The organism is Eximiradius sp. (assembly GCA_937127445.1).
In the GTDB taxonomy this organism is placed as follows: domain Bacteria; phylum Bacteroidota; class Ignavibacteria; order Kapaibacteriales; family UBA2268; genus JAKIZO01.
Window position 1 is genome coordinate 36187 of sequence record CAKZLY010000003.1, and the last position, 24955, is coordinate 61141.

22 protein-coding genes are annotated in these 24955 nt (G+C 36.7%); 11 read left to right on the plus strand and 11 right to left on the minus strand.

Features of this window, described 5'->3' with window-relative positions; translation table 11 throughout:
* Nucleotides 1-3: 3 nt before the first annotated feature.
* The 4 genes from AC6QZF_RS00725 (at nucleotide 4) to AC6QZF_RS00740 (ending at nucleotide 3474) form a co-directional block, all read left to right on the plus strand.
* Nucleotides 4-756, plus strand: a complete 753-nt coding sequence (locus tag AC6QZF_RS00725) for a YebC/PmpR family DNA-binding transcriptional regulator (protein ID WP_499797969.1) — start codon at nucleotides 4-6, stop codon at nucleotides 754-756.
* Nucleotides 756-1298 carry a crossover junction endodeoxyribonuclease RuvC gene (gene ruvC, locus AC6QZF_RS00730; protein WP_499797970.1) on the plus strand — a complete coding sequence of 181 codons (543 nt, stop codon included), beginning with the start codon at nucleotides 756-758 and terminating at the stop codon, nucleotides 1296-1298. The genes AC6QZF_RS00725 and ruvC overlap by 1 nt, the downstream gene beginning before the upstream one ends.
* A gap of 1 nt (nucleotide 1299) precedes the next feature.
* Nucleotides 1300-2364 carry a hypothetical protein gene (locus AC6QZF_RS00735; protein WP_499797971.1) on the plus strand — a complete coding sequence of 355 codons (1065 nt, stop codon included), beginning with the start codon at nucleotides 1300-1302 and terminating at the stop codon, nucleotides 2362-2364.
* Between the two features lie 381 nt (nucleotides 2365-2745).
* The gene (locus AC6QZF_RS00740) at nucleotides 2746-3474 is read left to right on the plus strand and encodes an esterase (RefSeq protein ID WP_499797972.1); all 729 of its coding nucleotides are present in this window, start codon (nucleotides 2746-2748) and stop codon (nucleotides 3472-3474) included.
* Here the strand turns inward: AC6QZF_RS00740 and AC6QZF_RS00745 are convergent.
* From AC6QZF_RS00745 to AC6QZF_RS00760, 4 genes are all read right to left on the minus strand, one after another.
* The gene (locus AC6QZF_RS00745; RefSeq protein ID WP_499797973.1) at nucleotides 3471-3863 is read right to left on the minus strand and encodes a hypothetical protein; all 393 of its coding nucleotides are present in this window, start codon (nucleotides 3861-3863) and stop codon (nucleotides 3471-3473) included. The two genes, AC6QZF_RS00740 and AC6QZF_RS00745, sit on opposite strands and share 4 nt — an antisense overlap.
* 183 nt (nucleotides 3864-4046) lie before the next feature.
* A complete protein-coding gene (locus AC6QZF_RS00750) occupies nucleotides 4047-6704 on the minus strand; it encodes a putative LPS assembly protein LptD (RefSeq protein WP_499797974.1) in 2658 nt (885 codons plus the stop codon).
* Nucleotides 6705-6800: 96 nt separating this feature from the next.
* On the minus strand, nucleotides 6801-8249 hold the full coding sequence (gene gatB, locus AC6QZF_RS00755; protein ID WP_499797975.1) for an Asp-tRNA(Asn)/Glu-tRNA(Gln) amidotransferase subunit GatB: 1449 nt from the start codon (nucleotides 8247-8249) through the stop codon (nucleotides 6801-6803).
* On the minus strand, nucleotides 8242-8553 hold the full coding sequence (locus AC6QZF_RS00760; protein WP_499797976.1) for a hypothetical protein: 312 nt from the start codon (nucleotides 8551-8553) through the stop codon (nucleotides 8242-8244). The genes gatB and AC6QZF_RS00760 overlap by 8 nt, the downstream gene beginning before the upstream one ends.
* A gap of 53 nt (nucleotides 8554-8606) precedes the next feature.
* On the opposite strand from AC6QZF_RS00760, the gene cutA reads away from it, so the two are divergent.
* The 3 genes from cutA to ftsH all read left to right on the plus strand — a co-directional run bounded on the left by cutA (nucleotide 8607) and on the right by ftsH (nucleotide 11831).
* Nucleotides 8607-8933, plus strand: a complete 327-nt coding sequence (gene cutA / locus AC6QZF_RS00765; protein WP_499797977.1) for a divalent-cation tolerance protein CutA — start codon at nucleotides 8607-8609, stop codon at nucleotides 8931-8933.
* Nucleotides 8934-9021: 88 nt separating this feature from the next.
* On the plus strand, nucleotides 9022-9660 hold the full coding sequence (locus tag AC6QZF_RS00770) for a riboflavin synthase (RefSeq protein ID WP_499797978.1): 639 nt from the start codon (nucleotides 9022-9024) through the stop codon (nucleotides 9658-9660).
* 137 nt (nucleotides 9661-9797) lie between these two features.
* Nucleotides 9798-11831 carry an ATP-dependent zinc metalloprotease FtsH gene (ftsH, locus tag AC6QZF_RS00775; RefSeq protein WP_499797979.1) on the plus strand — a complete coding sequence of 678 codons (2034 nt, stop codon included), beginning with the start codon at nucleotides 9798-9800 and terminating at the stop codon, nucleotides 11829-11831.
* A 73-nt stretch (nucleotides 11832-11904) separates the two neighbouring features.
* Here the strand turns inward: ftsH and AC6QZF_RS00780 are convergent, their stop codons facing one another.
* The 3 genes from AC6QZF_RS00780 to AC6QZF_RS00790 are packed head-to-tail and all read right to left on the minus strand — an operon-like array spanning nucleotide 11905 to nucleotide 13649.
* Nucleotides 11905-12450: a hypothetical protein gene (locus tag AC6QZF_RS00780; protein WP_499797980.1), complete on the minus strand. Its 546-nt coding sequence runs from the start codon at nucleotides 12448-12450 to the stop codon at nucleotides 11905-11907.
* An 11-nt stretch (nucleotides 12451-12461) separates the two neighbouring features.
* Complete coding sequence (locus AC6QZF_RS00785) at nucleotides 12462-12881, minus strand: hypothetical protein (protein ID WP_499797981.1); 420 nt, start codon at nucleotides 12879-12881, stop codon at nucleotides 12462-12464.
* A 33-nt stretch (nucleotides 12882-12914) separates the two neighbouring features.
* A complete protein-coding gene (locus tag AC6QZF_RS00790) occupies nucleotides 12915-13649 on the minus strand; it encodes a hypothetical protein (RefSeq protein ID WP_499797982.1) in 735 nt (244 codons plus the stop codon).
* Between the two features lie 90 nt (nucleotides 13650-13739).
* Between AC6QZF_RS00790 and AC6QZF_RS00795 the strand changes: the two genes are divergently transcribed.
* Both AC6QZF_RS00795 and AC6QZF_RS00800 read left to right on the plus strand, forming a co-directional pair.
* Nucleotides 13740-15059: an alginate export family protein gene (locus AC6QZF_RS00795; protein ID WP_499797983.1), complete on the plus strand. Its 1320-nt coding sequence runs from the start codon at nucleotides 13740-13742 to the stop codon at nucleotides 15057-15059.
* A gap of 74 nt (nucleotides 15060-15133) precedes the next feature.
* Nucleotides 15134-16156, plus strand: coding sequence for a PsbP-related protein (locus tag AC6QZF_RS00800; protein ID WP_499797984.1), 1023 nt, complete (start codon nucleotides 15134-15136; stop codon nucleotides 16154-16156).
* 89 nt (nucleotides 16157-16245) lie between these two features.
* Here AC6QZF_RS00800 and gltA read toward each other — a convergent pair whose 3' ends face one another.
* Together gltA and AC6QZF_RS00810 are read right to left on the minus strand one after the other, a co-directional pair.
* Nucleotides 16246-17670: an NADPH-dependent glutamate synthase gene (gltA, locus tag AC6QZF_RS00805; protein ID WP_499797985.1), complete on the minus strand. Its 1425-nt coding sequence runs from the start codon at nucleotides 17668-17670 to the stop codon at nucleotides 16246-16248.
* Between the two features lies 1 nt (nucleotide 17671).
* Complete coding sequence (locus AC6QZF_RS00810) at nucleotides 17672-18541, minus strand: sulfide/dihydroorotate dehydrogenase-like FAD/NAD-binding protein (protein ID WP_499797986.1); 870 nt, start codon at nucleotides 18539-18541, stop codon at nucleotides 17672-17674.
* 173 nt (nucleotides 18542-18714) lie between these two features.
* Here AC6QZF_RS00810 and AC6QZF_RS00815 point away from each other — a divergent pair, with 173 nt between their 5' ends.
* Entirely contained in the window at nucleotides 18715-20718 is a 2004-nt protein-coding gene (locus AC6QZF_RS00815) for an OmpA family protein (RefSeq protein WP_499797987.1), read from the plus strand.
* A gap of 6 nt (nucleotides 20719-20724) precedes the next feature.
* Here AC6QZF_RS00815 and AC6QZF_RS00820 read toward each other — a convergent pair whose 3' ends face one another.
* Entirely contained in the window at nucleotides 20725-22467 is a 1743-nt protein-coding gene (locus AC6QZF_RS00820; protein WP_499797988.1) for a hypothetical protein, read from the minus strand.
* A gap of 111 nt (nucleotides 22468-22578) precedes the next feature.
* Here AC6QZF_RS00820 and AC6QZF_RS00825 point away from each other — a divergent pair, with 111 nt between their 5' ends.
* Nucleotides 22579-24066 (plus strand): hypothetical protein, encoded by a 1488-nt coding sequence (locus AC6QZF_RS00825; RefSeq protein WP_499797989.1) that lies wholly within the window; start codon nucleotides 22579-22581, stop codon nucleotides 24064-24066.
* Nucleotides 24067-24144: 78 nt separating this feature from the next.
* Here AC6QZF_RS00825 and AC6QZF_RS00830 read toward each other — a convergent pair whose 3' ends face one another.
* Nucleotides 24145-24930: a LysM peptidoglycan-binding domain-containing protein gene (locus AC6QZF_RS00830; RefSeq protein WP_499797990.1), complete on the minus strand. Its 786-nt coding sequence runs from the start codon at nucleotides 24928-24930 to the stop codon at nucleotides 24145-24147.
* Nucleotides 24931-24955 lie beyond the last annotated feature (25 nt).

The window sequence follows — 24955 nt, forward strand, 5'->3', positions numbered from 1 at the left end:
AATATGGCTGGTCATAGTAAATGGGCTAATATAAAACATCGTAAAAGTAGGCAAGATGCAAAACGTGGGAAGATGTTTACTCGTCTTGCAAAGGAAATAACAATTGCTGCTCGTGAAGGTGGTGGCGACCCAGAAAGCAACCCACGTTTGAGGCTTGCTATAGCAAATGCGCGAGCTGTGAATATGCCTTCCGACAATATTCAGAGAGCAATAAAGAAAGGAACAGGTGAGCTCGAAGGCGAAAATTATATGGAAATAATGTTCGAAGGATATGCACCGGGCGGGGTTGCAGTAATTGTCGAAACAGTTACAGATAATAAAAATAGGACATTGCCGCTAGTGCGTTCCACAATGAGCAAGCTTGGCGGAAGTCTTGCAGAAACCAATGCTGTTGCGTGGAATTTTGAACGGAAAGGTGTGATTTCTATCAACACAAATGGCAAAAGTGAAGACGAACTCTTGGAAGTAGTGCTCGAAGCTGGTGCGGACGACCTTGAGTACGATGAAGAAGTATCAAGAGTAATTTGTGCGATGGAAAATTTTTCAAGCGTAAACAAATATTTTGAAAATAACGGCTTCCAGGTGCAAGAATCAAAGCTCGAATACATTCCGAAGCAAGTGATAACAATCAAAGATGTTGCCGAAGCTCAGAAAGTAATGAAATTTATCGAAGGCATAGAGGATCTGGACGACGTTCAGAATGTATTCTCTAATTTTGAAATAGACGATTCGATTGCAGATAAAATAGAAGAATAATGATTATATTAGGTGTCGACCCTGGCTCGGTGCTATGTGGTTATGGAGTAGTCGAGCATACTGGACGAAACATTTCGTTGGTCGAATATGGAGTTATAGAAGCAAAACGTCGTCACACAGACTTCAATCAACGGCTGAAAGAAATTTTTTCAAGGCTTAATTCAGTAATTGAGAGAACAAATCCAGATGCTGCAGCTCTCGAAGCATTGTTTTATTCGAAGAATGCACAAAGTTTAATCAAACTTTCGCACGCAAGAGCAGCAGCAATTTTAGCCGTTACCAACAACAACATACCAATAATCGAATATTCTGCCCGAGAAGTAAAAAAGTCTGTTGCCGGACGAGGCTCAGCAAGCAAAGAGCAAGTGCAATATATGGTGCGAAATTTACTTAGTATTGAAGAGACACCTCAATTTTTTGATGCAACAGATGCTCTTGCTATTGCAATTTGTCACATATTACGGAAAAATCATAACTCGAAGAAAAGCGTAAGCTGGGCTGATTACCTGAAAGAACATCCTGAATTAATCATATCAACATAGAATGAGTAGCAATTTACAAAACGGAAAAGTTTTTTATTTTTTGCTCGCTTTCTTTGCGTTTGCGATATTTTTTTTCAATCAAAACCATCTTAATCAAGACACTATTTACTTCAAACATATACTTCCAATTGCTGAAAATTTGTTGAAAGGCGAAGGGTACACAAACGTAGCAGGAAAAACGGCGTTTTATCCTATATGGGGCTATGTTTTTTTGCAAATACCTGGCATAATAATGGGTTCCCCTCAGTTTTGGACTTTATTTATACAGTTTTGTGCTTCAATATTAGGTGTGGTGTTATTTTACAAATTATTTGAAATAAAAGAGAAGTATTGGCATATACTGTTTTTTTTACCATATTTTGCATTGTGTTCGATAAAAACTGCTGATGGACTTGTTTCGATACTGCTAATTGCATATTCATATTTTTTTGTGGCTTACTTTAGTACAAAAGAAATCAGAAATTTACATTATTTATGGTTCGTTCTTGCAGTTTTAGTAAATTTACGTTCAGAGTATATTTATTTACCACTGTTTCAAACATTATTTTTCTTTATCTACTTTAAAAATAGACTGAAATATTTTAAAATAAACGCAATTTTACTAACAATTGCATTTGTTGCTATGTTGCCCTGGGCAATACGAAGTTATGCAATAAATCAAGAAGTGCGATTTAATTCGAGCAACGGCGGTGCAGTAATGTATATTTCGCTTGGACAACTTCCGCAAAATAAATGGGGAATTACTCCAACTGACAGCACTGCATACGCAATTGCAGCAGCAAATGGAATAGACGACCCATTCACACCAGAAGCGGACAAACTTTTCCAGCAACTGACAAAAGAGGCAATCTCTGGAAATTCATTTGAGTTTATTAAGAAAATGGCCTATAATGCTATAAAAGTTTTTGCGAATGGTGTTTATACAGGAGAGTATGCTAATTATTTTCTGGGGAAGGGCTTACGTTCTCAAATTGACAGCAGACTAAATTTATACCAGAACAAAATCGAACAACTGAAATATTTAAGCAATTTACCGTCGAATCAGGTCTGTTCCGCTAATTGTTGAAAAATTTATTCAAATGGTTTTTGTGCTTATTTTTTTCGTGTTAATGCTTTATCTGGTATATACTTTTGCATTGCGAAAACCAATAAATAATGAGAGAATTATAATAGTTGGAATGATAATTATTTTTAAAGTTTTGCTAATATCATTAATTCAGTATGAGTATAGGCATTCGGCAGGTTTCTATTTGCTGTTGTTTGGTGTATTTGTGTATATTTCGAACAATCAAGAAAAATTAAAAAGTGTTGATAAATGATGTTGGATATTATTTAACTAAATTATTTTGATTTCACGAAATAGGCTAATTTTATCAAAATAAATTTATTTTCATTCGTTAAATTCGTTAAAGTTGTATCAGTAAAAATATAAATGATTGAGAATGTAATGAAAAGTGATGTAATTTACATTGATAGTGAAAATTTGAACAGGATGGTTGAAATTCCAGTTTACGGTCATTTTGGTTCATCGCTTTTATTGTTGTTTTCAACCGAGGAAGACAACCCGTATGAAAACGAAGAAAACGGCTTAATCCCGCATTTATCCCAGTATATAAAAGCAGGCAAGGTGCGTATTTATTCGCTTCCAATTCCAAAAATATGGAACGAAATTGCTCTTTCGAATGAAGAGCGGTCAAAAATATTATTTGATTTTAATAATTTCATTGTAGAAGAATTGCTTGCAAAAATATACAATCATTGTGGTCAGATAGTTCCGATATTAACTGCGGGAGCATCGAAGGGTGCGTTTTATGCGTTGAACACATATTTTCGGCGTCCAGATTTGTTTTTGGGGACAGTTGCAATGAGCGGGAAATACGATATTTACTGTCATACAAAAGGATATTTCGACGACAACTGTTATTTTAATTCGCCTATTCATTATCTGCCAAATTTGAATGATAACTACTGGCTTACATTCTTGCGTAGTCGCCATCACGTGTATTTAATGAGCGGAAAAGGCTACGGCGAAGACCCATCGGCGAGTTATCATCTATCCAGCATACTAACCCACAAGCAAATACCCCATACATTAGATATATGGGGTGAAGAATGGGGACATAATATTGATACCTGGAAAGCAATGTTAGCCAAAATTATTCATAGCAAGTTCTAACTTTTTGGTTTATGTTTTGCGAAAATTTGTTTTAGAGTTTTATTTTCATTTTTCATAGCAAGTTGGTAAATAGTTTCGCCTGATGATGTTTCTGCCGTTGCATCAGCTCCATAATTAAATAATAGTTCGGCCATTTCGCAATTTTCCAAGACCAAAGTTATTTCAAGAGGATATTTTCCTTCTGAATTTTTTGTATTGACTAATTTACGGTTATTCTCCAAAATGGATTTTACTTTGCCTTGGTCGTTTTCTAATACAGCATTTGTGAGTTCATCAGTTGGATTAATGTTTTCTTTAATTTTCGAATTGTGTTCAAAAGCAGCAGGTTTAGCATAGACAAAAGAAAGCGATAAAAGAGCTAAAAAAAGCGATAAAACAATAATTCTCATTTATTTCTCCAAAATAGTTTAATAATCCTAATATTTAATTATACGAATATTATATGAAATTATACGAAATAAGCAAGTATTGAGTTTCAGGAGAAAGCAATGAATAGTCAAAAAAAAATTGTAATAAACAAAAGTTTTCAAGCAAATATATATATATAAATAGATTTACAAAAGTGAGGGTGATTATCTAAATAATGGGTAGCTTTTCTTTTCAATTTTCAAATCTTGCAAAGTAGAGGACTTGATGCCGAAACGCAAGTAGAAACCTCTATTGAAGCCAATTGGGTTCCAATTGAGAATTAATTCCCAGCAATGAAGATCCTTTTTGAGATTAATCTGAGGTGTTAGAAATTCTTTGCGAATGAAGTCGTAACGGACATTTGCAGAAATGTTCCAGGTTTCTGTAAGACGTAAATTGAGCGTCAGATAAGTATTCAGACTTCTGTCAATTTTATCAACTGTATATTGATTATAAGCAAAATTCAATCCATAACTAATAAGCCAAGGAAAAGCGATTGCGTTAGCACCTGGAGTATTATCTCCATACCAATCAAAAGATGCGTCAGCATCAGAATGGCGGGCTAAAAACCGAGCTCCAAGCATAGCTTCAAGAGTATCGCTTTCTTTTTCTGGTTGAGTTTCTTCTGAAAATCCAGATTGTGAAGTATTGGACAATCCTTCTGAGGCAAAACTACCAGATAAATTTACGGAAAACGAAGTCAATCGGGCTAGACCTTTCCCTTGCTCAATTAAGAATTTGTTGATTTTTCTATAACTTGAATAATTGCCCTGAGTGAATTTAGCTTCGTCGTATGGTGTGAAACTTGCATTGCCGGAAAATTCAAAAGCACCTAAGGCAGGAGTGCGGAAAGTCAAATTAATATCTGATAAATTAAGCGAATCTGCTGCAAAATTGTAGTTTGTAGAAAAGTTTAAACGTAAAAGCTCGATATTTTTGTCAGGAATGGTATCACCCTGCTTGACTTTAATTTCGAAACTATGTAGATCGGAATATGAAAGGCGTTGGGACATTTGTGAAGGGGCTGCACCGCCATCGCTTTCGTAATGCGAATACTTTATGGTTCTATTTTGGCGTGGATCAAAATAGCTTCCATAAAAACCAAATTTATCTTTGGAAAAATCTGGTGTGAAATTATATCCGATAGTTGGCTGGTAGGTGTGGCGGAATGCTTTAAATCCAAGACTTTCGGGATTAATGAATCCAAAGAAAGGTCTTCGTGCATCTGCAACACCGAAAAGACGAGTCGAGGCTGAGACACCGAAACTATAATAATATTCCGTGAAAAAGCCTCGTTTGTATTTATCGATTGTTGTAGAATCTTGAAGATTTATTTGACGTTCAAGTTGGCGAAAATAATTATTTACGGAAAGTGAAACTGATGGTGTTAGCGTAAAATAGCCGAATTTAGGAGAAATCGAAACGCCGGGCGAGTGGCTGATTTTATTTTTTTCAGTGTATTTAAAAGAGTTGCCGTCTGCTGTTTTGGTGAGGCTATTTGTGTAATTGCTACGATAACTAAAAGAAATATCACGAACGAAGGAATACCATGTACGGGTTGATGGTGAAATTACGTTTTTGAGTGGTGTAAAATTTGGGATAGAGTAATTTATTGGAATAACCTGGCTGTAGTTCTGAGTAATCAAATTTTGGTCGCGTTGGAAAGAAACGGAGAAATTTGAGCCATCGTCAAAACTTTTGGAATATGAAGCGTTTGAGGTAATATTTTGCTGAATTCTTGATTGATAGTCGGTTTGGGTGTTTCTATTGAAGTCGCGTGAAGCGAAATTAATGCCAATATCCACTCTTTCGTAAGGATTGAAAATATGATTATGGTTGAGCTGAAGACTCCAATTACGCTGATATTGGTCGTCGGGATTATAACGGGTTCTTCCAAATTGAAGAGTGACACCGCCACTATGAACATCTCTTAAAGCCCAGCGGGTTGTATTTTTTAATAGGAAACCACCTTTCGAAAACAAGTCGGTTTTAAATTGAGTGTCCCAATAATCAGATGCTGCCCAGTAAAACCCTAAATCTTGAAAAACAACACCACGATTTTTGGAGAAATAGAATGATGGAATAATTATTCCCGACTGCCGCCCAGTTTTGTTCGGGAAGAATAATCCGAATGGGAAAATAAAAATAGGCATATCCTCAACGTAGAAAATAACAGGGTCAATGTAAATTTTTTCCTTCACAGCTAATTTCATTTTGGGGGAACCAAAGTAATAGTGTGGGCAGGCATCGTTACAAGTTGTATAATAGCCATCGCGAACGAAGAGTTCGTTTTCAGAAATACGTTTGATTTCTGCACCGTAGTAGAAGCCTTCGCCTGCTTGCGTTTCGCCGGCAATTATTTTACCGCGTTTAGTTTTGAAATTGTATGTGATTTCTTCACCGAAAAAAATTTCACCTGCATCAGAAAAACGTGGGAAACCATAACGTTTGTTGTTAGAATCCGCCCTCCATTTAGCACGTAAAATTGAGTTTTCAAAATCAATTTCTATGACTTCAGCATTTAGCTGTTGCACTTTGAAATCAATTTTGGACTTGCCGACAAGCCGCATAGTTTTCGAGCTCAGTCGGAATATAGCAGTATCTTGTGCAAAAAAAGTAACGAGCGAATCAATTCCCGATGGTGATTTTGCTTTTTCATTTATTGGCTTTTGGGTAAAAGCCTGACGCAGTGAATCGAGAACTTTGGTTTTTTCTTCTTGGTTTGTAATTTCTTTAGCAGGAAGCATTTTTTTTAAATCTTCGGTTTCTTGAAGAGTTCGGCGAGTGGCATCCTGCGAGTAGATATTATGGGGAAAAAGCATAAATATACACACGTACCAAAAGAATTTTTGTATATTTAGGCTCTTTTTTTTCATTTTGGTAAATAGTTTAAAATTTACGTATATATTACGTAAAATCTAATCATCGAGTTTCTTACGCAAAATTTCAGTAACAAGTTTTGGATTTGCTTTGCCTTTCATTTTTTCCATAACTTGTCCAACGAAGAACCCGAAGACATTTTTTCTACCGCTTTTATATTTTTCGATAGAATCTTGATTATTGGCAAGGACCTCGTCTATTAGTGTTTCAAGAGCAGAACTGTCGGAAATTTGGACAAGTGAACGTTCTTCAATAATTTTTGCAGGGGACATGTTGTTTTGAAGCACTTCTGGGAAAATATCTTTGGCGATGCGACTTGAAATTTTATCTTCGGAGAGATAATCAACGATTTCAGCCACAAACTTAGGATTCAACCCGAGTTCGTTAATATCAATTTTACGTTCGCTGAGAATTCTCATAACTTCTGTCATAAGCCAATTGCTAACGAGTTTAAAAGTTTTTTGGGACTTAACGGCGAGATAAGAGCAACAGTGTTCGTAATAGTCAGCAAGATTGTGGTCTTCGACAAAAATAGAAGCATCATAATGAGGAATGCCGTATTGGTCGATTAATCTTTGTTTACGAGCAAGAGGAAGTTCGGGAATAGACGAACGAATGCTATCGAGGCGTTCGTTTGAAACTTTAACTTTAACAAGGTCGGGTTCGGGGAAGTAACGATAATCGTGTGCGAATTCCTTGCTACGCATAGGACGTGTAGTTTGAGAAGCAGCATCCCAGAGACGAGTTTCCTGATGAATATTGCCACCATTACGAATAACTTCAATTTGTCGCTGAATTTCGTATTCAATAGCTTTTTCTACATTTCGGAAGCTATTAAGATTTTTAACTTCTGTTTTTGTTCCAAATTTCGAATTACCTATGGGACGGACAGAAATATTAGCATCGCAGCGTAAGGCGCCTTCTTCCATATTGCCAGTGCAAATACCTAAATAGAGGAGTATCTGCTTAATAGATGTAAGGTATTTATATGCTTCTTGGGCAGAGCGGATATCTGGTTCGCTAACGATTTCAATAAGCGGAACACCCGAGCGATTCAAGTCGACAAGTGTATCAATATCGAGGTCGTGAATGGATTTACCAGCATCTTCTTCCATATGAATGCGAATTATACCGATACGTTTGCGTTCAGTTTCGGAAAGTTCGATTTCTATAAATCCATCGTAACAAATTGGGTCTTCGTACTGAGTGATTTGATAACCTTTGGGTAAATCGGGATAGAAGTAATTTTTACGTGCAAAAGTAGAGATTTCGCGGATTTTGCAATTTGTAGCAATTCCCATTTTTATGATGAAATTCAGTAAATTTTCATTTAATACTGGAAGCGCGCCGGGATGCCCCAAACAAACAGGGCAAGTTTGGGTATTAGGTAAAGCACCATATTCTGCTGAGCAAGAGCAAAAAGCTTTGGAGTTTGTAAGAAGCTGAGCGTGGACTTCAAGCCCAATTACTGGTTCAAATTCAATCATTTCCCGTTACCTTTAGATTTTGTTCATCAATTTTATCTTTGAAGAAAAAGTGATAAAAGAAAAAACTCTCGAAAATAGATAGCAATACTAATGATAAAGTATCATGGTTGAAATATGGTGTTTTCCATGCATCAGGATATATTGCATAGGAAAGCGAGCCTGTCATAGCCCAACCAATAGAGAAAACTAAAAGAAAGACGCCCAATCCAAGAAAAGCGTCGCGAAGTGTTCTATTCTGCCAGTTTTTTACAAAAATATATACTACGGCTATAATATGTAATTGGAAAATAAATATTTCAATCATTCAAACGTTTCATTACAATGTTTATAAAATGTACATTTATAAGTAGGTAAATTATGAAATCTTTTAATGAAATCCGAATAGTTTTTACCACAGCCTCGACCGCTGAAAACGCCGACGAAATAGCACAAGCCTTGTTAAAAGAAGGATTAGCGGCGTGTGTTTCAGTAATTCCTAACGTAACATCTTACTTTATCTGGAAGGGTTCGTTAGATGTTTCGAGCGAGTTTATTTTGAAAATTAAAACATTTGAAGATAAAATAAATCTTATTGAAGAAAGAATAAAACAGCTTTCGAATTACGAATTACCTGAAGTATTAGTTCTAAACGACATAGCCTCTTCTGAAGAATATTACAACTGGATGAAAAATTTATTGTTTTAATTAGCAAAAAATCTGATAGTTGTATAATTTAATCGTTAATTTCCTTTTTATTCGAAAGTTTCATATTTTTGAATAAAAAGGAAAATTTATGTTTACGGGATTAATTGAAGAAATTGGCAAAGTGCAAAAGGTCCAGCCTATTGGTGGGGGACAAAAATTTACCATCGAGGCGAAAAAGATTTTCGAGGATTTGAAAATTGATGATTCAGTTGCAATAAACGGTGTTTGCCAAACTGTTACCGAAATAAATAGGAATTCTTTTTCGTTTGTGGCTGTCGAAGAAACCTTATTGAAAACAACATTAAGCGATCTGAGAACAGGCAGCGCTGTCAATTTGGAGCGAGCATTGCGTCCAATTGATAGAATGGGTGGTCATATTGTTCAGGGACACGTTGATTGCATCGGGATTATCACCAAAATTGAGCGTCTTGCGACAGCTGTGCTTTTGTGGATACAGTTTCCCAAAGAGTTCGAAAAGTATGTTGTTCGAACTGGTTCAATATGTATTGATGGAGTGAGCCTGACAACAGCCAGAATTCAGTCGAATGTTTTTATGGTCTCGATCATTCCTCATACCTTGGAAAAGACAATTCTAAAAGAATATACAATTGGCACAAAAGTAAATCTTGAATTTGATATAATTGGGAAGTACGTAGAGAAAATTTTGGGAAGCTCGCTGGGAAGCTCAAGTATTTTAGAACAGTTTAAGGACCAGCCTGAATGGTGATTTCCCTCAGTGAATAACTTTCTGTATATTAATGCACTATGAAAATAATAGAAATGATTAATTAAAATTAACAATATTATTAAACGTCTTTAATTTTTATAATTTTCTGAATTAAAATGGGAATTTGGAGGTTCTTAATGAATGAAAATCGTGATAGCGGAAAGAAAAGGAGAAATTACGATGACCCGAAGCAAGACCAGCAGCAATTTTTCCGTAATATGATGATATGGATGTTTTTGATTGCAACTGCTTTCACTTTGTATATTTTATTTCAACAGGAAACAAGCAGTCAGGAATGGCCTGTTTCCTACTCTGAATATGTAAGTTTTCTGGAACAGGATTTAATTTCCTCTGCCAAGGTTGTGAAAACATCTTTCAATGATATTGAATTCAAAGGTATATTGAAAGAGCCTGTAACTATTAATTTTGAGGGGAAAACAAGAGAAATCACAAGATTTTCCACTAAATTAGGGGTTTTAGATAGTGAAGCTGAAAAAGTATGGAAAGAAAAGGGAATAAGCCTAACATACGAAAGCGGTGATAATGCCTGGTGGGGTGCGATTTTATCCATTCTTCCCTGGATATTATTAATTGGGCTATACATTTTCTTTATTCGGAGGATGTCTGGTGGAAATTCGACGCGCGGAATATTCAATTTTGGCAAATCTCGTGCAAGATTGCTGACTGATAGTCAGAACAAAGTTACTTTCAAAGATGTTGCTGGTGCAGATGAAGCAAAATATGAATTAATGGAAATCATTGAGTTTTTGAAGGATCCGCTAAAATTCCAGAGGTTAGGTGGTAAAATACCAAAAGGGGTGCTTCTTTTGGGACCGCCGGGAACTGGTAAGACATTGCTTGCGCGCGCAGTTGCCGGCGAAGCAGGAGTGCCTTTTTTCTCGATTTCGGGTGCAGACTTTGTGGAAATGTTTGTTGGAGTTGGAGCAAGTCGCGTAAGAGATTTATTCGAACAGGCTAAGAAAAATTCACCGTGTATTGTTTTTATAGATGAGATTGACGCTGTAGGACGCCATCGTGGAGCGGGGCTTGGTGGTGGACATGATGAACGGGAACAAACGTTGAATCAGCTTCTGGTTGAAATGGATGGTTTTGAACAAAACAGTGGTGTTATTGTGATTGCAGCGACGAACAGGCCAGACGTACTGGATCCGGCATTGCTTCGTCCGGGAAGATTTGACCGTCATATTGTAGTTGATAGACCAGATGTGAAAGGACGTGAAGGTATCTTCCGGGTACACACCGCAAAGCTTCCATTAGGAAAGGATGTAGACTTAGAAGTATTGGCTAAATCTACACCAGGGCTTTCGGGTGCCGATATTGCTAATATTGTGAATGAGGCAGCTCTTTTCGCTGCAAGAAGGAACAGCGATGTAGTTACAATGTATGATTTCGAACAGGCTAAAGACAAAGTTCTTATGGGTGTAGAAAGAAAAAGTCTTGTGATTTCTCCAAAAGAGAAAGAGATGACCGCGTATCACGAAATGGGGCACGCACTTGTTCGATATTTTATTCCTAATGCCGATAAGGTTCATAAAGTAACGATTATTCCACGTGGGCGAGCACTTGGAGTTACTACTTTTCTGCCAAACGAGGACCAGCATTCTCTTACAAAGGACTATATTGAAACACAAATTATCACTTTACTTGCTGGGCGCGCCGCCGAGAAAATTGTTTTTGGTAATCTTACCACTGGTGCAGCGAATGATTTGCAGCGTGCTACTCAACTTGCACGAAAAATGGTGTGCGACTGGGGAATGAGCGAGGAAATTGGTCCGATTACTTTTGCTCATCAGCACGAAGAAGTGTTCTTAGGACGAGATATTTCTCAACCTCGAGACCACAGTGAACTTACAGCACAACTTATTGACAGCGAAGTAAGAAAAATATTAATTCACTGCTCAAATAAAGCCGAACAAATATTGAATGACAATCTTGAACTGCTTCATAAAACTGCTAAAATTCTACTTGAAAGAGAAACATTGGATTCAAGCGAGCTCGAGGCCATTATTCGTGGAGAAGAGCTACCTCCTATTTCGATGAACGCATTGAATGCAATTAAAGCTATGGCTTTTTCTTCGCGTTCAGATAATTTACAACAAGACAATAAAGAAAACAGCGAAAGTATTGAAAATAATGGGACATCGAGTTAAATTTAGAGGAATAAAGATAACGTATCTATAAAATTGGCTGCCTCACTCAACAGAGACAGCCAATTTATTATGATTAAAGCCCCTGTTTTTGAAGGAATACGCCTTTATCTACTTTGGAGAAGAAATCCTGATAGAATTTAGCATCATCGACTGAATATACTTTAATCACATTTCCAGTATTATCCAGCTCTTTGGCTTGAAAATTTGCACGAACTTTTGTTTGCCGTCCGTATTCAGTTACATTGATTGAAACTTCAATTTGCTTAATTTTTTTATAAATCTCGCGCTGATTGGAGCTATTATTTGCGTTTGCAAGAGACAAGAAGAACTGCTCCCAAAAATCATCTTTTTGACCACGTGAGTTAGAAAGATCAATTTCTTTTGATGCAGTAACTAAACCTAAGTCAACGACAGCATTTTTAACAATATAACCATCGTCTTGCAAAACGTTAAGGACAGATTTCATCACAAGTTTTACATCGTTAGTGTCGAAATATCGAGTTTGAAATTCACGTATTTGAGTTTGGGTCATTTGGGTTTCCTGACGTGAAGTATTAACCACAGTACAGGACGACAAAGCCAGTAGAAACAAGAGCAATATTAACGAATATGTTTTCATTGCATCCTCCGTTAAAATTTGCTTGCGTGGTATGCGAATGAATCGACTTTACCTTGTTCGTTCATTTTAATTACAACAGTTAATGTTTTTTGGGTTACGGTAGCGGTTGAGGATGAGTTCCCTTGTGCAAAGAGAACAAGGAATAGTACGTTTGCACTTTCGCTATATCGGGCTTCGGTAGCGATACGGTCATACACCCAGGTTTCGTAGCCATTTTGGTCGCGTGTGATAATATTAGGCGAGCCGAGGGTTTCAATAACTTCTGCACCAGACATACCTTTGCGTAATTCTTTCTGCAAGGTGCCGACTGTAATTTGTTTTTCCTGACTACCAGATTGAGCGGAATACGAGCCACCAGAAGTAACAGTGCAAGAACTAATACCAAGAACCAAAGTGATTGCTAATATGCTTGTTAAGAATACCTTTTTCATAAGAACCTCCATAATTATATTAAGTAAATAATGTTAAAATTCGAAAACAAGACCGATTTGGAAAGTTGCAATATCAGTTTTGGATTTAGAACGGCGGAATTCGGGTGACGAATCAGGATTGATTTGTTTAACTATATAGTAGTCAACTGTTGAGCCTTTTGCATATCGCGCTTTAATATCCAGCAGCAAGCGAGAATAGTAGCTTGGAAGAGTAACAAAGTCAACTAACTTAATCATTGTGCCAACACCCAAACCTGCATTCCAGCCTGCTGAAAGTTCATTTTTTGAATCTTCAATCCCAAAAGCAGATTTAAAATCACTATTAGCGTTGAATAGTGTAAATCCGACGAATGCTTCGAAGTATGGGAAGAAATATTCAGCAACATTTGGGCGAATTTGCATAAAAACTGTTACAGGAATAATCATATTTTGGTAGGAAACTGTATCTCTGAGGTAGGTCCAGCCACCTTGATTTTTATAGCGGAAGATACGTTCGTCACCACCATAAAACAGCAAATCTGTTTGCAAACCAAGCGTAATTGGAACGGGCGCAAAGTTGTAACCACCATACAGTGAAAATCCCTGACCCGAACGTTTCAGATTATCGTAGAATTCTTTTTGTGGGACAGAATTAGTAAAGCTAAGCCCAAACATACCTTTCAGCGGTTTATTTTTTAAAGCTTCGATTTCTTGCTGTTCAGTTTGAGCGATAGCTGAAAATGAAATCAAAGTAAGTCCCATGATTAATGATAATAACGTTTTTTTCATAATTTTTTCAATTGTTAAAATTCACAAAATTTTCTTAAATGTATTACGTAATTTGTATTACAATGTTACATTTTACTTAAAGAATATTTTATGAAAAAATTTTTATTAACTTTTTCTTTATTATTACTTTTTGTTAATCACCTTTTCAGTGAGCAAGATTTCAAAATTTCAGGGGATTTCCAATTAAGAACTGAGCTGGATGGAAGAGACTTTTCGAACAAAACATATCCACTTAGTTTTACTTCGATGCGTACTAAAATTGGATTAGAAAAAAATTTAACGAAAAACATCAGTATATATTTTCAGATACGTGATTCAAGGTTGTGGGGTGAATCAAAAAACACGATTTACAATTTGAAGAATTTAGATTTACATCAGGGGTATGTTCAATTCGATAATATTCTTGATGAGCCGATTAGCGTTAAAGCAGGACGCTTCGAGATGCAATTCCGCAACGGAAGATATTTTTCAATTAACAACTTTCATTATATTACCCGGTCGTGGGATGGAGTATTGTTTAGCTACGACACAAAACCATTTGGAATAAACGTTTTTGCATTAACTCATAGTCGTTCGGTTGATGCATACATTGGACGAGCAACACCGGATACAGCACAATATTCCTATCCATCGAAACCGGAGGAGGGACATAATGTTTATGGAGTTTGGGGCAAATTTGCTTTTGACAGAGAACATTATTTAGACATTTTTTCATATTATGATTTCAATAGAAAAAGAACATCGAAAGGAAATTACACATCAAACAGATTTATGAGTGGGTTTTATTATAAATTTAGCTATGATGATTTTTTTGCACTGCTTGAAGGAGCTTACCAAGGTGGCGAAGCAGGAGACCAAATAAATAGCAAAGCACCAAGAATTATTCAAGCTTTTAATATTGCAGGAAGTCTCAATTATAAGATTGATGATTTAACTATAGGACTAAATGCAGATATATTATCTGGAACATCTGAAAAAGATTTGTCCGAAGGGAAGTTTTATAGAACATTTGACGTTACATACCAAGGCAAGCATTCATTTTATTCAGGTATGGACTATTTCAGTGATATTCAAAAATCAACGAATAACAGAGGTTTAAACGACTTGTTTATAAAAATCACCTATGATATGAAGCCCTGGTCGTTCATTTTCGAGGGACATAATTTTACGACCAACAAAGCATATAAATTGCAAAACAATGAAAATAGTAGAGATTTAGGAACTGAATTATATTTAATCACTCGTGTGAATTTACTCAAAAATGCAACTCTTGAATGGGGCAAAGCTATATTTATCCCTGGCGAAGTGATGAAAGACGTTTATGATGTAAATAAAAATGATGGGATTGGAAACTATGATAGAACAGATCCATCATTTTGGACATATTTAATGTTGAAAGTAGGTTTTTAGCAAAAAATATTGTTTATTAATGAAAATAATGATATTTTAGAGAATATTTTCCATTAATATTCAAGGAGTTGAAGATGAAAGTATTGAAGTATTGTTTACTTGTTTGTTTTTCAGTTATTTTATTTAGCGGATGCGGCAATAAACATGGGAAACCCGTAGAAATACAGGATTTGAAGGAATACAAGGACGAAGCAGTTGGATTTTCGCTCAAATACCCTTCAAACTGGGTAGTAACTAAACTAACAGGTGTTCGCTTTGCTGCATTTTCATCGAACAATGCAAAACCACGTTTTGCAAGATATGATACAGAAGGTTTCCCTGGTGCTAAAATTGATGTAAATGTTGTAAAAATTGACAGTGTGGTTACTCTTGATAGTATTATTAAAGTAAACAAGACATTCCAACCAGATTTGTATAAGTTTGATGAAGTAATGTTAGATGGAGTAAAGGCAAGTAAGTTTACTTATTCATTTGAGTTAGAAGATGGAGAATTTATGGGTGAATTGTATGTAGCTACAAAAGATGGGAAACTTGCAACTGTTTTATTCTTCGAAGCATTTGCAAATACTTGGGATATGTATAAAGACAAATTTAACGAGATTGTTTCGTCTTTGAAATTGGCAGTCGAGCCGGCAGCTCCAACAGCAGTTGCCATCAATGCTGAAGAACCACCAGCATCTGTTAATTTAGTACCAAAGTCAGGTCCTGGATATGTTATAATGGTACCTGACAACTTCAATCTTACAAAAGGCATTGCTCGCAATGTAATTTCATCGCAGAATTATATTGGCAAGCGTCGTGCTGATTGCAATATTCAAGTTGATGTAATTGATGCTTCACAATCGAAAAACTTGAAGAAAATTGTTGAAGAAAACAGACCTACATATAAAAATAGTGGCGAACCAAGGGCAATAAATTTGGGTGGCGTGGAAGCATATATGTTTTCATATCAGCCAACTGGACAGGTAAAAGGACGAGTATATTTCGCATTGAAAGGTGAGAGATTATATAGAATTACAATGAATTGGTTCGTAGGTGAGGAAAAAGATTATCTACCTGTGTTCGAAAAATCTGTAACCTCAATTAAATTTGAATAAACAAAAGTAAATCTAGATTTAGAAAAAAAGAGGTTGTTTCAATTGGACAACCTCTTTTTATATTTATTAGAAAGATTTTTCAATAAAAATTACCAGACGTCTGGATTTTTGAGATATTCGTCAATTGCAGCAGCAGCTTTGCGACCAGCACCCATTGCAAGGATAACAGTTGCGCCGCCAGTAACAATATCACCGCCAGCAAAAACACCTTTTTTGTTTGTTTTCATAGTATTTTCATCGACAAGTATATTGCCCCACTTATTAACTTTCAGGTCAGGAGTAGTAGAGCTAATAATTGGGTTTGAACCATTGCCGATAGCAACAACTACTACATCAACAGGAATAGTTTCGATAGCATTAGGGATAGGAATTGGACGACGGCGTCCGGAAGCATCTGGTTCGCCAAGTTGCATTTTTTGCACAACCATTTCGCGCAGATTGCCAATTTCATCGCCACGAAGCTCAAGTGGAGCATAGAGGAGCATAAACTCTACGCCTTCTTCCTTAGCGTGATGAACCTCTTCTATACGGGCGGGCATTTCGGCTTCTGTTCTGCGATAGCAAATAATCGCGCGTTTAGCATCAAGACGAAGTGAGGTACGAACAGCATCCATTGCAGTATTACCACCACCAAAAACGACAACAGTTTTGCCTTTAATGTTGAAAATTGGAGTATCGGCATTAGGAAATTCATAAGCACGCATTAGATTAACACGCGTAAGGAATTCATTGGAAGAATAAACTCCATTTAGATGCTCACCGGGGACGCCCAAGAAATATGGCAAACCAGCACCAACGCCTAAGAAAACAGCATCGAAACGTTGTAAAAGTTCGTCAACTGTTTCAGTTAATCCGATAATGTAATTTGTAATAAAATTAACGCCTAATTTTTTCAATCCTTCGACTTCGGCACGGACAATTTCTTTTGGCAAACGAAATTCAGGAATACCGTAGATAAGCACACCGCCGATTTCGTGAAGGGCTTCGAAAACGGTAACATCGTGCCCCATCTGGATTAAATCGCCAGCACAACTCAATCCCGCGGGACCGCCACCGACGATAGCCACTTTCCTACCTGTTTTTGGCTTGGTTTCAGCGATTTGCAGACCAATTGTTTGGCGTTCCCAATCGGCAGCCCAACGTTCGAGGTAGCCGATAGCAACGGGTTGTCCCTTTTTGGCTAAGATGCAGACTTTTTCGCATTGCTCTTCTTGTGGACATACTCTGCCACAAACAGCAGGCAAAGCATTGTCCTCTTTTAAAATTGCAGCAGCTTCTTTATATTTGCCTTCAGCAATCATTTTAATGAAATCAGGGATTTTAACTGATACTGGACAACCAGCAATGCAAGCAGGCTTTTTGCATTGCAAGCAGCGTTCAGCTTCGCGGCGGGCAGTTTCTTCGTCGTAACCTAAATTAACCTCTAAGAAATTCTTAATACGTTCGTTGGGATCTTGTTCGGGCATTTTATGTCTTGGGATAGCCATTCTTTCTTTTGGTGTAAGTTCTGCCATATTATTGCTCCTTTTGCTTTTTAAGTTCTTCGTTGAACATTTTGTCGTAATTACATTCTAAGTCTCGCAAGCTAATTTCTTCTTCGTTGCGATATACTCTATTTCTTTGTTTTAAGATTTCAAAATCTACTGCGTGGGCATCGAATTCCGGACCATCGACGCAAGCGAAAACCGCTTTTCCATCGACAACAACACGGCAACCTCCGCACATTCCGGTACCATCAACCATAATTGGATTGAGGCTAACAACGGTTTTAATATTATGTGGTTTTGTAACTTTGGCTACTGCTTCCATCATAGGGATAGGGCCAATAGCAAGCACAAAATCAATTTTTCTTCCTTCATCAATCAATTGCTGTAATTTATCAGTTACAAAGCCGTGAAATCCATAAGAGCCATCATCGGTTGTTGGATAAACTTCATCGGCAATTTGTTTCATTTCGTTTTCGAGGATAACATAGTCTTTGGAGCGGCCACCGATGATAGAGATAACATAGTTTCCAGCATCTTTTAGTGCTTTTGCAGTTGGATAAGCAATAGCAGTGCCGACGCCGCCGCCAATGCTGACCGCAGTTCCAAAATGCTCTATATGAGAAGGTTTTCCGAGAGGACCAACAACATCAAGAATGAAATCGCCAGCGTTTAGGGTGTTAAGCAGGCGGGTAGTTTTGCCAACACCTTGAACAATGATTGTGATTGTGCCATCAGCTGGGTTGCTATCGGCAATTGTGATTGGGATACGTTCTCCTTTTTCGTGAACGCGTAGAATAATAAACTGCCCTGCTTTTCTTTTTTCAGCGATTTTAGGAGCTTCAATTCGGAATAACTTTACTTCTGGTGCTAAAAAACGGGCTTCTACAATTTTATTCATTAATACCTCTGATCATTTATTTTTAAATAAATAATTATCGAATTAAATATAAATCGAAAAGTTTAATTTATGAAAATATCATAATTGATAAAAGAAAAATATTATAAGTATGATTACAAGATATAATAACAAAATCGTATATTTGCATTTATGTTGAGAAATATAGAATAAATATGAGAACGGCTATAATAATAGCGATAATTGCATTCAACGCGATAGTACTTTGTGGTGAAAAGATTTATTGGGCTGATAGTTTGATTGCAGTATCATCGGAAGCAAGGTTTGTAAATGCAAGCAAAACAGCTTTCAAAGGAATGCAAGCTCTTGGCAAACCGAATATAATGCCCGATTTTGGTGTTAGTCCGTGTGCGTGGATGCCTGATTATGCCCGCAATGGGATGGAATGGATAAAAGTAGGGTTTAAGAAGCCTATTACGGCAAGTAAATTATTTATTTATGAAAGTTATAATCCTGGTGCTATCTCAAAAGTTATTGTGTTCGATGAATACGAGAATGAGAAAATTGTATATAACAATTTAAATCCAATGCCAATTCAAGAAACTGGACGAGTGATGAGTGTTTCGTTTGCGAAAATAATCGTAAAAGCAGTGAGAATTGAAATCACAACGGTGAATTATAAAGACTATTATCAGATTGATGCTATTGGCATCTGTGATTGTACGGATGATTATTTCCTCAAAATTAATCTACCTGAAAATGCAACTTATGAAGAAAGAACAAATTTAGGTGAAAATGTAAATTCAAATTATTCCGAGCTGTGTCCAATAATTACACCTGACGGGACAACGCTATTTTTCACGCGGGACCAACATCCTGAAAACATTGGTGAGAACAAAGACCAGGATATTTGGTATTCGACTATGGATAGTGTAGGAAATTTTTCACAAGCGAAAAATATAAATTTTCCAATAAATAATGAGTGGAATAATTTTGCAGTTGGGATCTCACAAGATGGGAATGTGTTGTATTTAGGCAATATTTACAATGCGGGCGGAACGCAATCAAAAGGACTGTCTCGCTCGTTTCTGACAGATAGTGGATGGTCTTTTCCTGAAAAAATTGAGATAGAGGATTACTATAATTTGGGGCGTTTTTCGAGCTTTTCTTTTTCTACAAATGGGAAAGTGCTTATAATGTCGGTTGAACGTCGAAACGGATTTGGTGAGAACGATTTATATGTGAGTTTTTTGCAGGAAAATAGAGTGTGGAGCAAACCGGTAAATTTGGGTCCCGACATCAACACAGCGGCATCGGAGGACACTCCATTTTTAGCAGCAGATGGAGCAACTTTGTATTTTTCAAGCTCTGGACATTTAGGATATGGCTCGAATGATATGTTTGTTGCAAGACGTCTCGATGAAAGCTGGCAAAAATGGACAGAACCGATGAATTTAGGGAAACCAATAAACAGTCGTGGATGGGATGGATATTATTCACTCCCGGCGTCAGGTGAATATGCTTATTTTGTTTCGACCGAAAACAGTATTGGACGGGAGGACATTTTCAAAATTAAGCTTCCTTCTGAATTTCGCCCATACAATGTAGTTCTAATTAAAGGAAAAGTGCTTAATGCTAAAACTAAAAAACCAGTGGAAGCCACAATCAAGTATGAATATTTAGCAAATGGTCAGAATGCAGGAATTGCGAAGTCAAATTCTAAAACTGGGGAATATGTCATTACTTTGCCAGGTGGGCACCGCTATGCTTATTACGCAGTAGCAAATGAATTTCTAGCATTAAATGAAAACATTGATTTAAGCAGTTTGGAGCAATACAAAGAAATCAGGAAAGATTTGCTGCTTGTTCCAATTGAAATAGGTCAGAAAGTAGTTCTGAACAATATATTTTTCGAATACGGTAAATATGAGCTATTGGAAGAATCCTTTGCTGAGCTTGAAAGAGTAAAGAAATTTATGCTTGAATATCCACATATTAAAATAACAATCGAGGGACATACCGATAATATCGGGACGCTTCAATATAACATGCAGTTATCGCTAAATAGAGCAAAAGCAGTTCGAGACTGGTTAGTGGCAAATGGGATAGAATCCAGTAGGATAAAATATAAAGGCTATGGACCGAAGAAACCTATTGCAAATAACTCAACAGAGGAAGGTCGTAGCCAGAATAGACGCGTCGAATTTGAACTTGAATAAAAATAGTTACATTGGTTGAATTTTAATGTTTACGCGCCGCTTTTGTTTATCGGGGAGAGTACTATTATCAACACCTTTGCCTTCTATTTTCCAGATAATTTTACTATTTAAATTCGGATTTTTAAGGCTAATGTAACGCTCGAAATATTTGGCAGTGTAGTAAGCACGCAGAAGCGAAAGAAGATCGTTGTCCATTTTCTCACCGCGTTTGACAAAGATACCGAATTTTTCATCTTCAATATCTGCATCAGGAAAAATTGCTTTGGGATTAATTGAACGTGGGTCTGCAAATCCATACATCACAACTTGAATCTTAATGTCGTCTTTTTCCAAACAATTATCGTTAAGAAGAGAAACAATATCGTAAAGTTTTTCAGCTGCATCAGTCAATGCTTTTTCAACTTCCTCGGTAAATGAATCATAGATTTCACCGGGACGCTCGATATATTTGGTTTGTTCATTAATGCCAATCAGATTATAAGCAAATTTTAGGCGTAGTGCTTCGAGATTTTCTCGCGTGTTTGGCTGATAGTACCCAGTAACAAAGAATGGGACTTTGATTTCAACTAAATCAAATTCCTCGACGGGATTAAATTCAAACATCGTTCGTATAACCACAACAGAGCTATCAGAACAAGGGGCATGAATTTCTCTTTCAGCAGAATATTTTGAATTACAATCATTTTCGTAACGAATTGTATAGCGGCGATTTGGAATTACATCAAACTTGAAAACACCAAAGGCTGAAACATCTTGTGTTGCAACGATATTGTTTTCACTATCGAAAAGGTATGCTTTGCCGCCAAGTGGGAAATTTGGGAAGCGGGAAGTAACATAACATTCGATTTTAGCGGGACCGCATAAATCAAAAGCGTAGAGGTCTTTGCCGCCACAACCGTTCGGTCTGTTTGATGAAACGAAGATTTTATCTTTGAAAATCGCTGGACCAGTATCATCAGAAAGAGAGTTTATCGGCGGTGGCATAAGTTTCGGATTAGTCCATTTCGCATAACCAGATGGAGTTGCTTTGACGATGTTATAGACTTTTGCGTTAGAATAGCCCTGAGAAGAAAAGTACAAAATCCCATCTTCCGACACAAACGGAGAAAGTTCGTTCGCTTCGGTATTAATTTCTGCAAGGTTACGAGGAGATGACCAATTGCCTTGATTGTCACGAAGTGAAACATAGAGGTCCAGTCCACCTTTACCACCGGGTCTGTCGGAACTGAAAATGAGTATTTTTCCGTCAGGTGAAATAAACGGGTGGGATTCAAAATGTTCGGTATTTATTGATTTTGCATTTTGGGGTTTAGTCCAGCTCTCCCCTATTTTTTCGGCAAGGAACAAATCTCTGTTGATTTTATTGCTGCTGCGAGTGTTTGCTGCAAACCACATCTCTAAATTACCAGAAATAGGATTATAGCAAAAGCTTGGAGAACTAACGTTTTGGAATGAACCTATTGGCAAATCATTAACAACTTTTGGGCGTGAAAATTTGCCGTCGGCAAATTCGCTTCTATAGATTGTTTCATTGATTTTCTTTTGCCGATTGGAAACTGTATAATAAAATGAATTTTCCCAAAAAGTTGGCGAATATTCGTCATTATCGGTATTAAATGGAGAAGAGATATTTCCTTCGGAAGGAACTTTTGGACAAGTACCCGAAGATGCGCAACCTACCAGAACAGCTGATACAAGCAACCACAGTAGTATTTTTCTATTCATCATCGTCCTAATGTAAATTTTCATTACATACTTATCGACAAAATAATAGAAATATTAATGCCAAATTTTTTGGTAAATTTAATTGTAATTTTATTAAGTTAGGGAATAATTCCTTGATAATTCGAAGGTTCCAAAATGAAAAATTACTATTTTTTACTAATAGTTTTGGGGATTGCAATATTTTTGGGTGCAACTTATTACAAAATATCGCCACCCCTATACATTATCAAGCAATATAATTTGAATTATGAACAAAAATCGATGACAGAATTGAACGATAGAGAAGTAGAAATATTAGACAGTATATTAAAAGCAAGAGGGATTAATTATCGTTCTGCTGATGCTGATAAAATTTACGACAGTCTGTTAGCAGTTAAAACTTCATCCGAGGTCAAGCAGTTACTCAAATTGAAAGAAGATGAATATTTTATAAAAACTAAGAAAGACAGTATAATTATTATAAAAAATTCAGAAGGGATTAATTTTATTCGAGAAATTTGCAAAGCTCGAAGTCAAACAGAGATATTCGAGAAATATAAAAAAAATATAAGCAAAAACAGTTATGATATTGTTTTGTATTTCACGGGAAAAGATCTGCCGATAGATATTTCAGGAAAGGAGATAAATGGAGGGAGACGGTATTTTATTGCAACCGAAGATTACAAATATTTTTTGATACTGATAAAAGTCAATGAATTGTACACAGCAGCAGAGTTAATAGACAAGGGATATTTGCAAGACAATACTAAAATTTCAATTCCAGAAGACATTTTGTACCCGTATAGAGATAAGAGATTTTGGATTTTACCGATAATGCTTCTCTTAGCATTATTTCCTATGTTTTCAACATTAAAACCGAAAGAAGATGTTGGAAATCTAAATAGGCTGCCGGAATTAACGAAAATATTAGATAGACAAATAACTATCGCAAGGGTATGGCTTTTTCTGGCAATATTTTGTATTGTGGGAGTTTGTGCTGTGATATTTTCCGAGATGAATATAGCAGAAGGCGGTGGAGCAATAATTTTTATTGGAAGTTTTCTTTCATTGACAAGCATAATTGTGTTTTTCTATTATCGCAAACGTGCGGGACAACTCTCGAGAATTCTTTCAGGAGAAGATGTTTTGGCAAAGTGGGAGTATGATTTATTTTTCTGGCAAAATTTTGTAGATAAGTATTTGCAGAATTATCTTTCTATGAATAAATCTACTTTTCTATTGGTTTCGGTAATAATAGTAATAATATTTGGAATTTTTATGATAGCCGATCCTGAAGTTGCTGATACGATGGGAATTATAGGACTAGGACTGATTGCATTGGTTACTATTGTAGCTTATATTTCGCCCAAAATCTCCGCGAAAAACCTTTTAAAGTCGCGGCCTATAGCAATTATTGGAAATAACTGCATATTGATTGGGAAGCAGTTTCACAGCTGGGGGACGTTTGGGAATAGGTTAGAAAATGCTAAGATTAGTAAAGAAGAAACAGAAATGCTGGAAGTGCAGTATTCATATCGGACAAAGTATGGTCGCACAACTGTAACAGTGCTTGTTCCGATACCCAATGGCAAATTAGAAGAAGCACAGGAGGTAGCAAAAAAATTAGAGAACAAAAGGGATTAGTAAAGAAATATCATTATTAAATATAAAAAGTGGCTCTGATGAGCCACTTTTTATTAATAGAATGTTTCATTCAGTTGATTAGTTACCTGGAACAGCAGCTGGTTGTTGTTGCTGTTGTTCGGCGGCTTCGCGTTTCAAACGCCAATAGCGGCGCTCAGCTTTGATTTCTTCTGGAGTTTTAGGACCTGCTGGTGGGATTTTAAGGACTTGCCCTGGGAAAATAATGTCAGGGTTGCGAATTTGGTCAGTGTTTGCTTGCCAGATTTTTGGCCACTGGAGAGGATCGCCATAGATCTCCATTTTGCCAGAAATGTTCCACAAGCAGTCGCGGTTTTCTGCCCAAGTGCCAACTGTGTAGGTGGTGATTTTCTTTTCGCGATAAAGACCGCGAATATCACGACCAAGTTGTACCATTCTATCGAAGAACTTAGGCATAATTGAAATTTTATTTTTTCTTAGTTCACGATATTCCTTTTCCAGCGCTTCGACATCGCTTCTGCGGTCAGCAAGTTGGTCGTCGTTAAGTCTTTTCATATCGCGAACTTTGCCTTCGAGGACACCTAATTTTTGAGCAAAAGCGTCGATTTCAGCATCAGTAACGCCTAAAATACGTTTAATTTCATCATTGCAATCGCGAAGAGCAGCATTTACATTTTTTAATTCGATTTCAAGTTCTTCGTATTTTGCATTCAACTCATTTAATTTAGTTTCCAGCGAAGATACTCTGGACTGGAAGTCCTGAATACGAAGTTCAGCTTCTTTGCGAGTAAGTTCAGCATCAGGTTTGCTTGCAGGTGGCATTTGAGCAAACGCGAAAACACCTGATAAAAATAATATACTAATTATTGTTAAAATCTTTTTCATATTTCTCCATTAATTGAATGTTTCA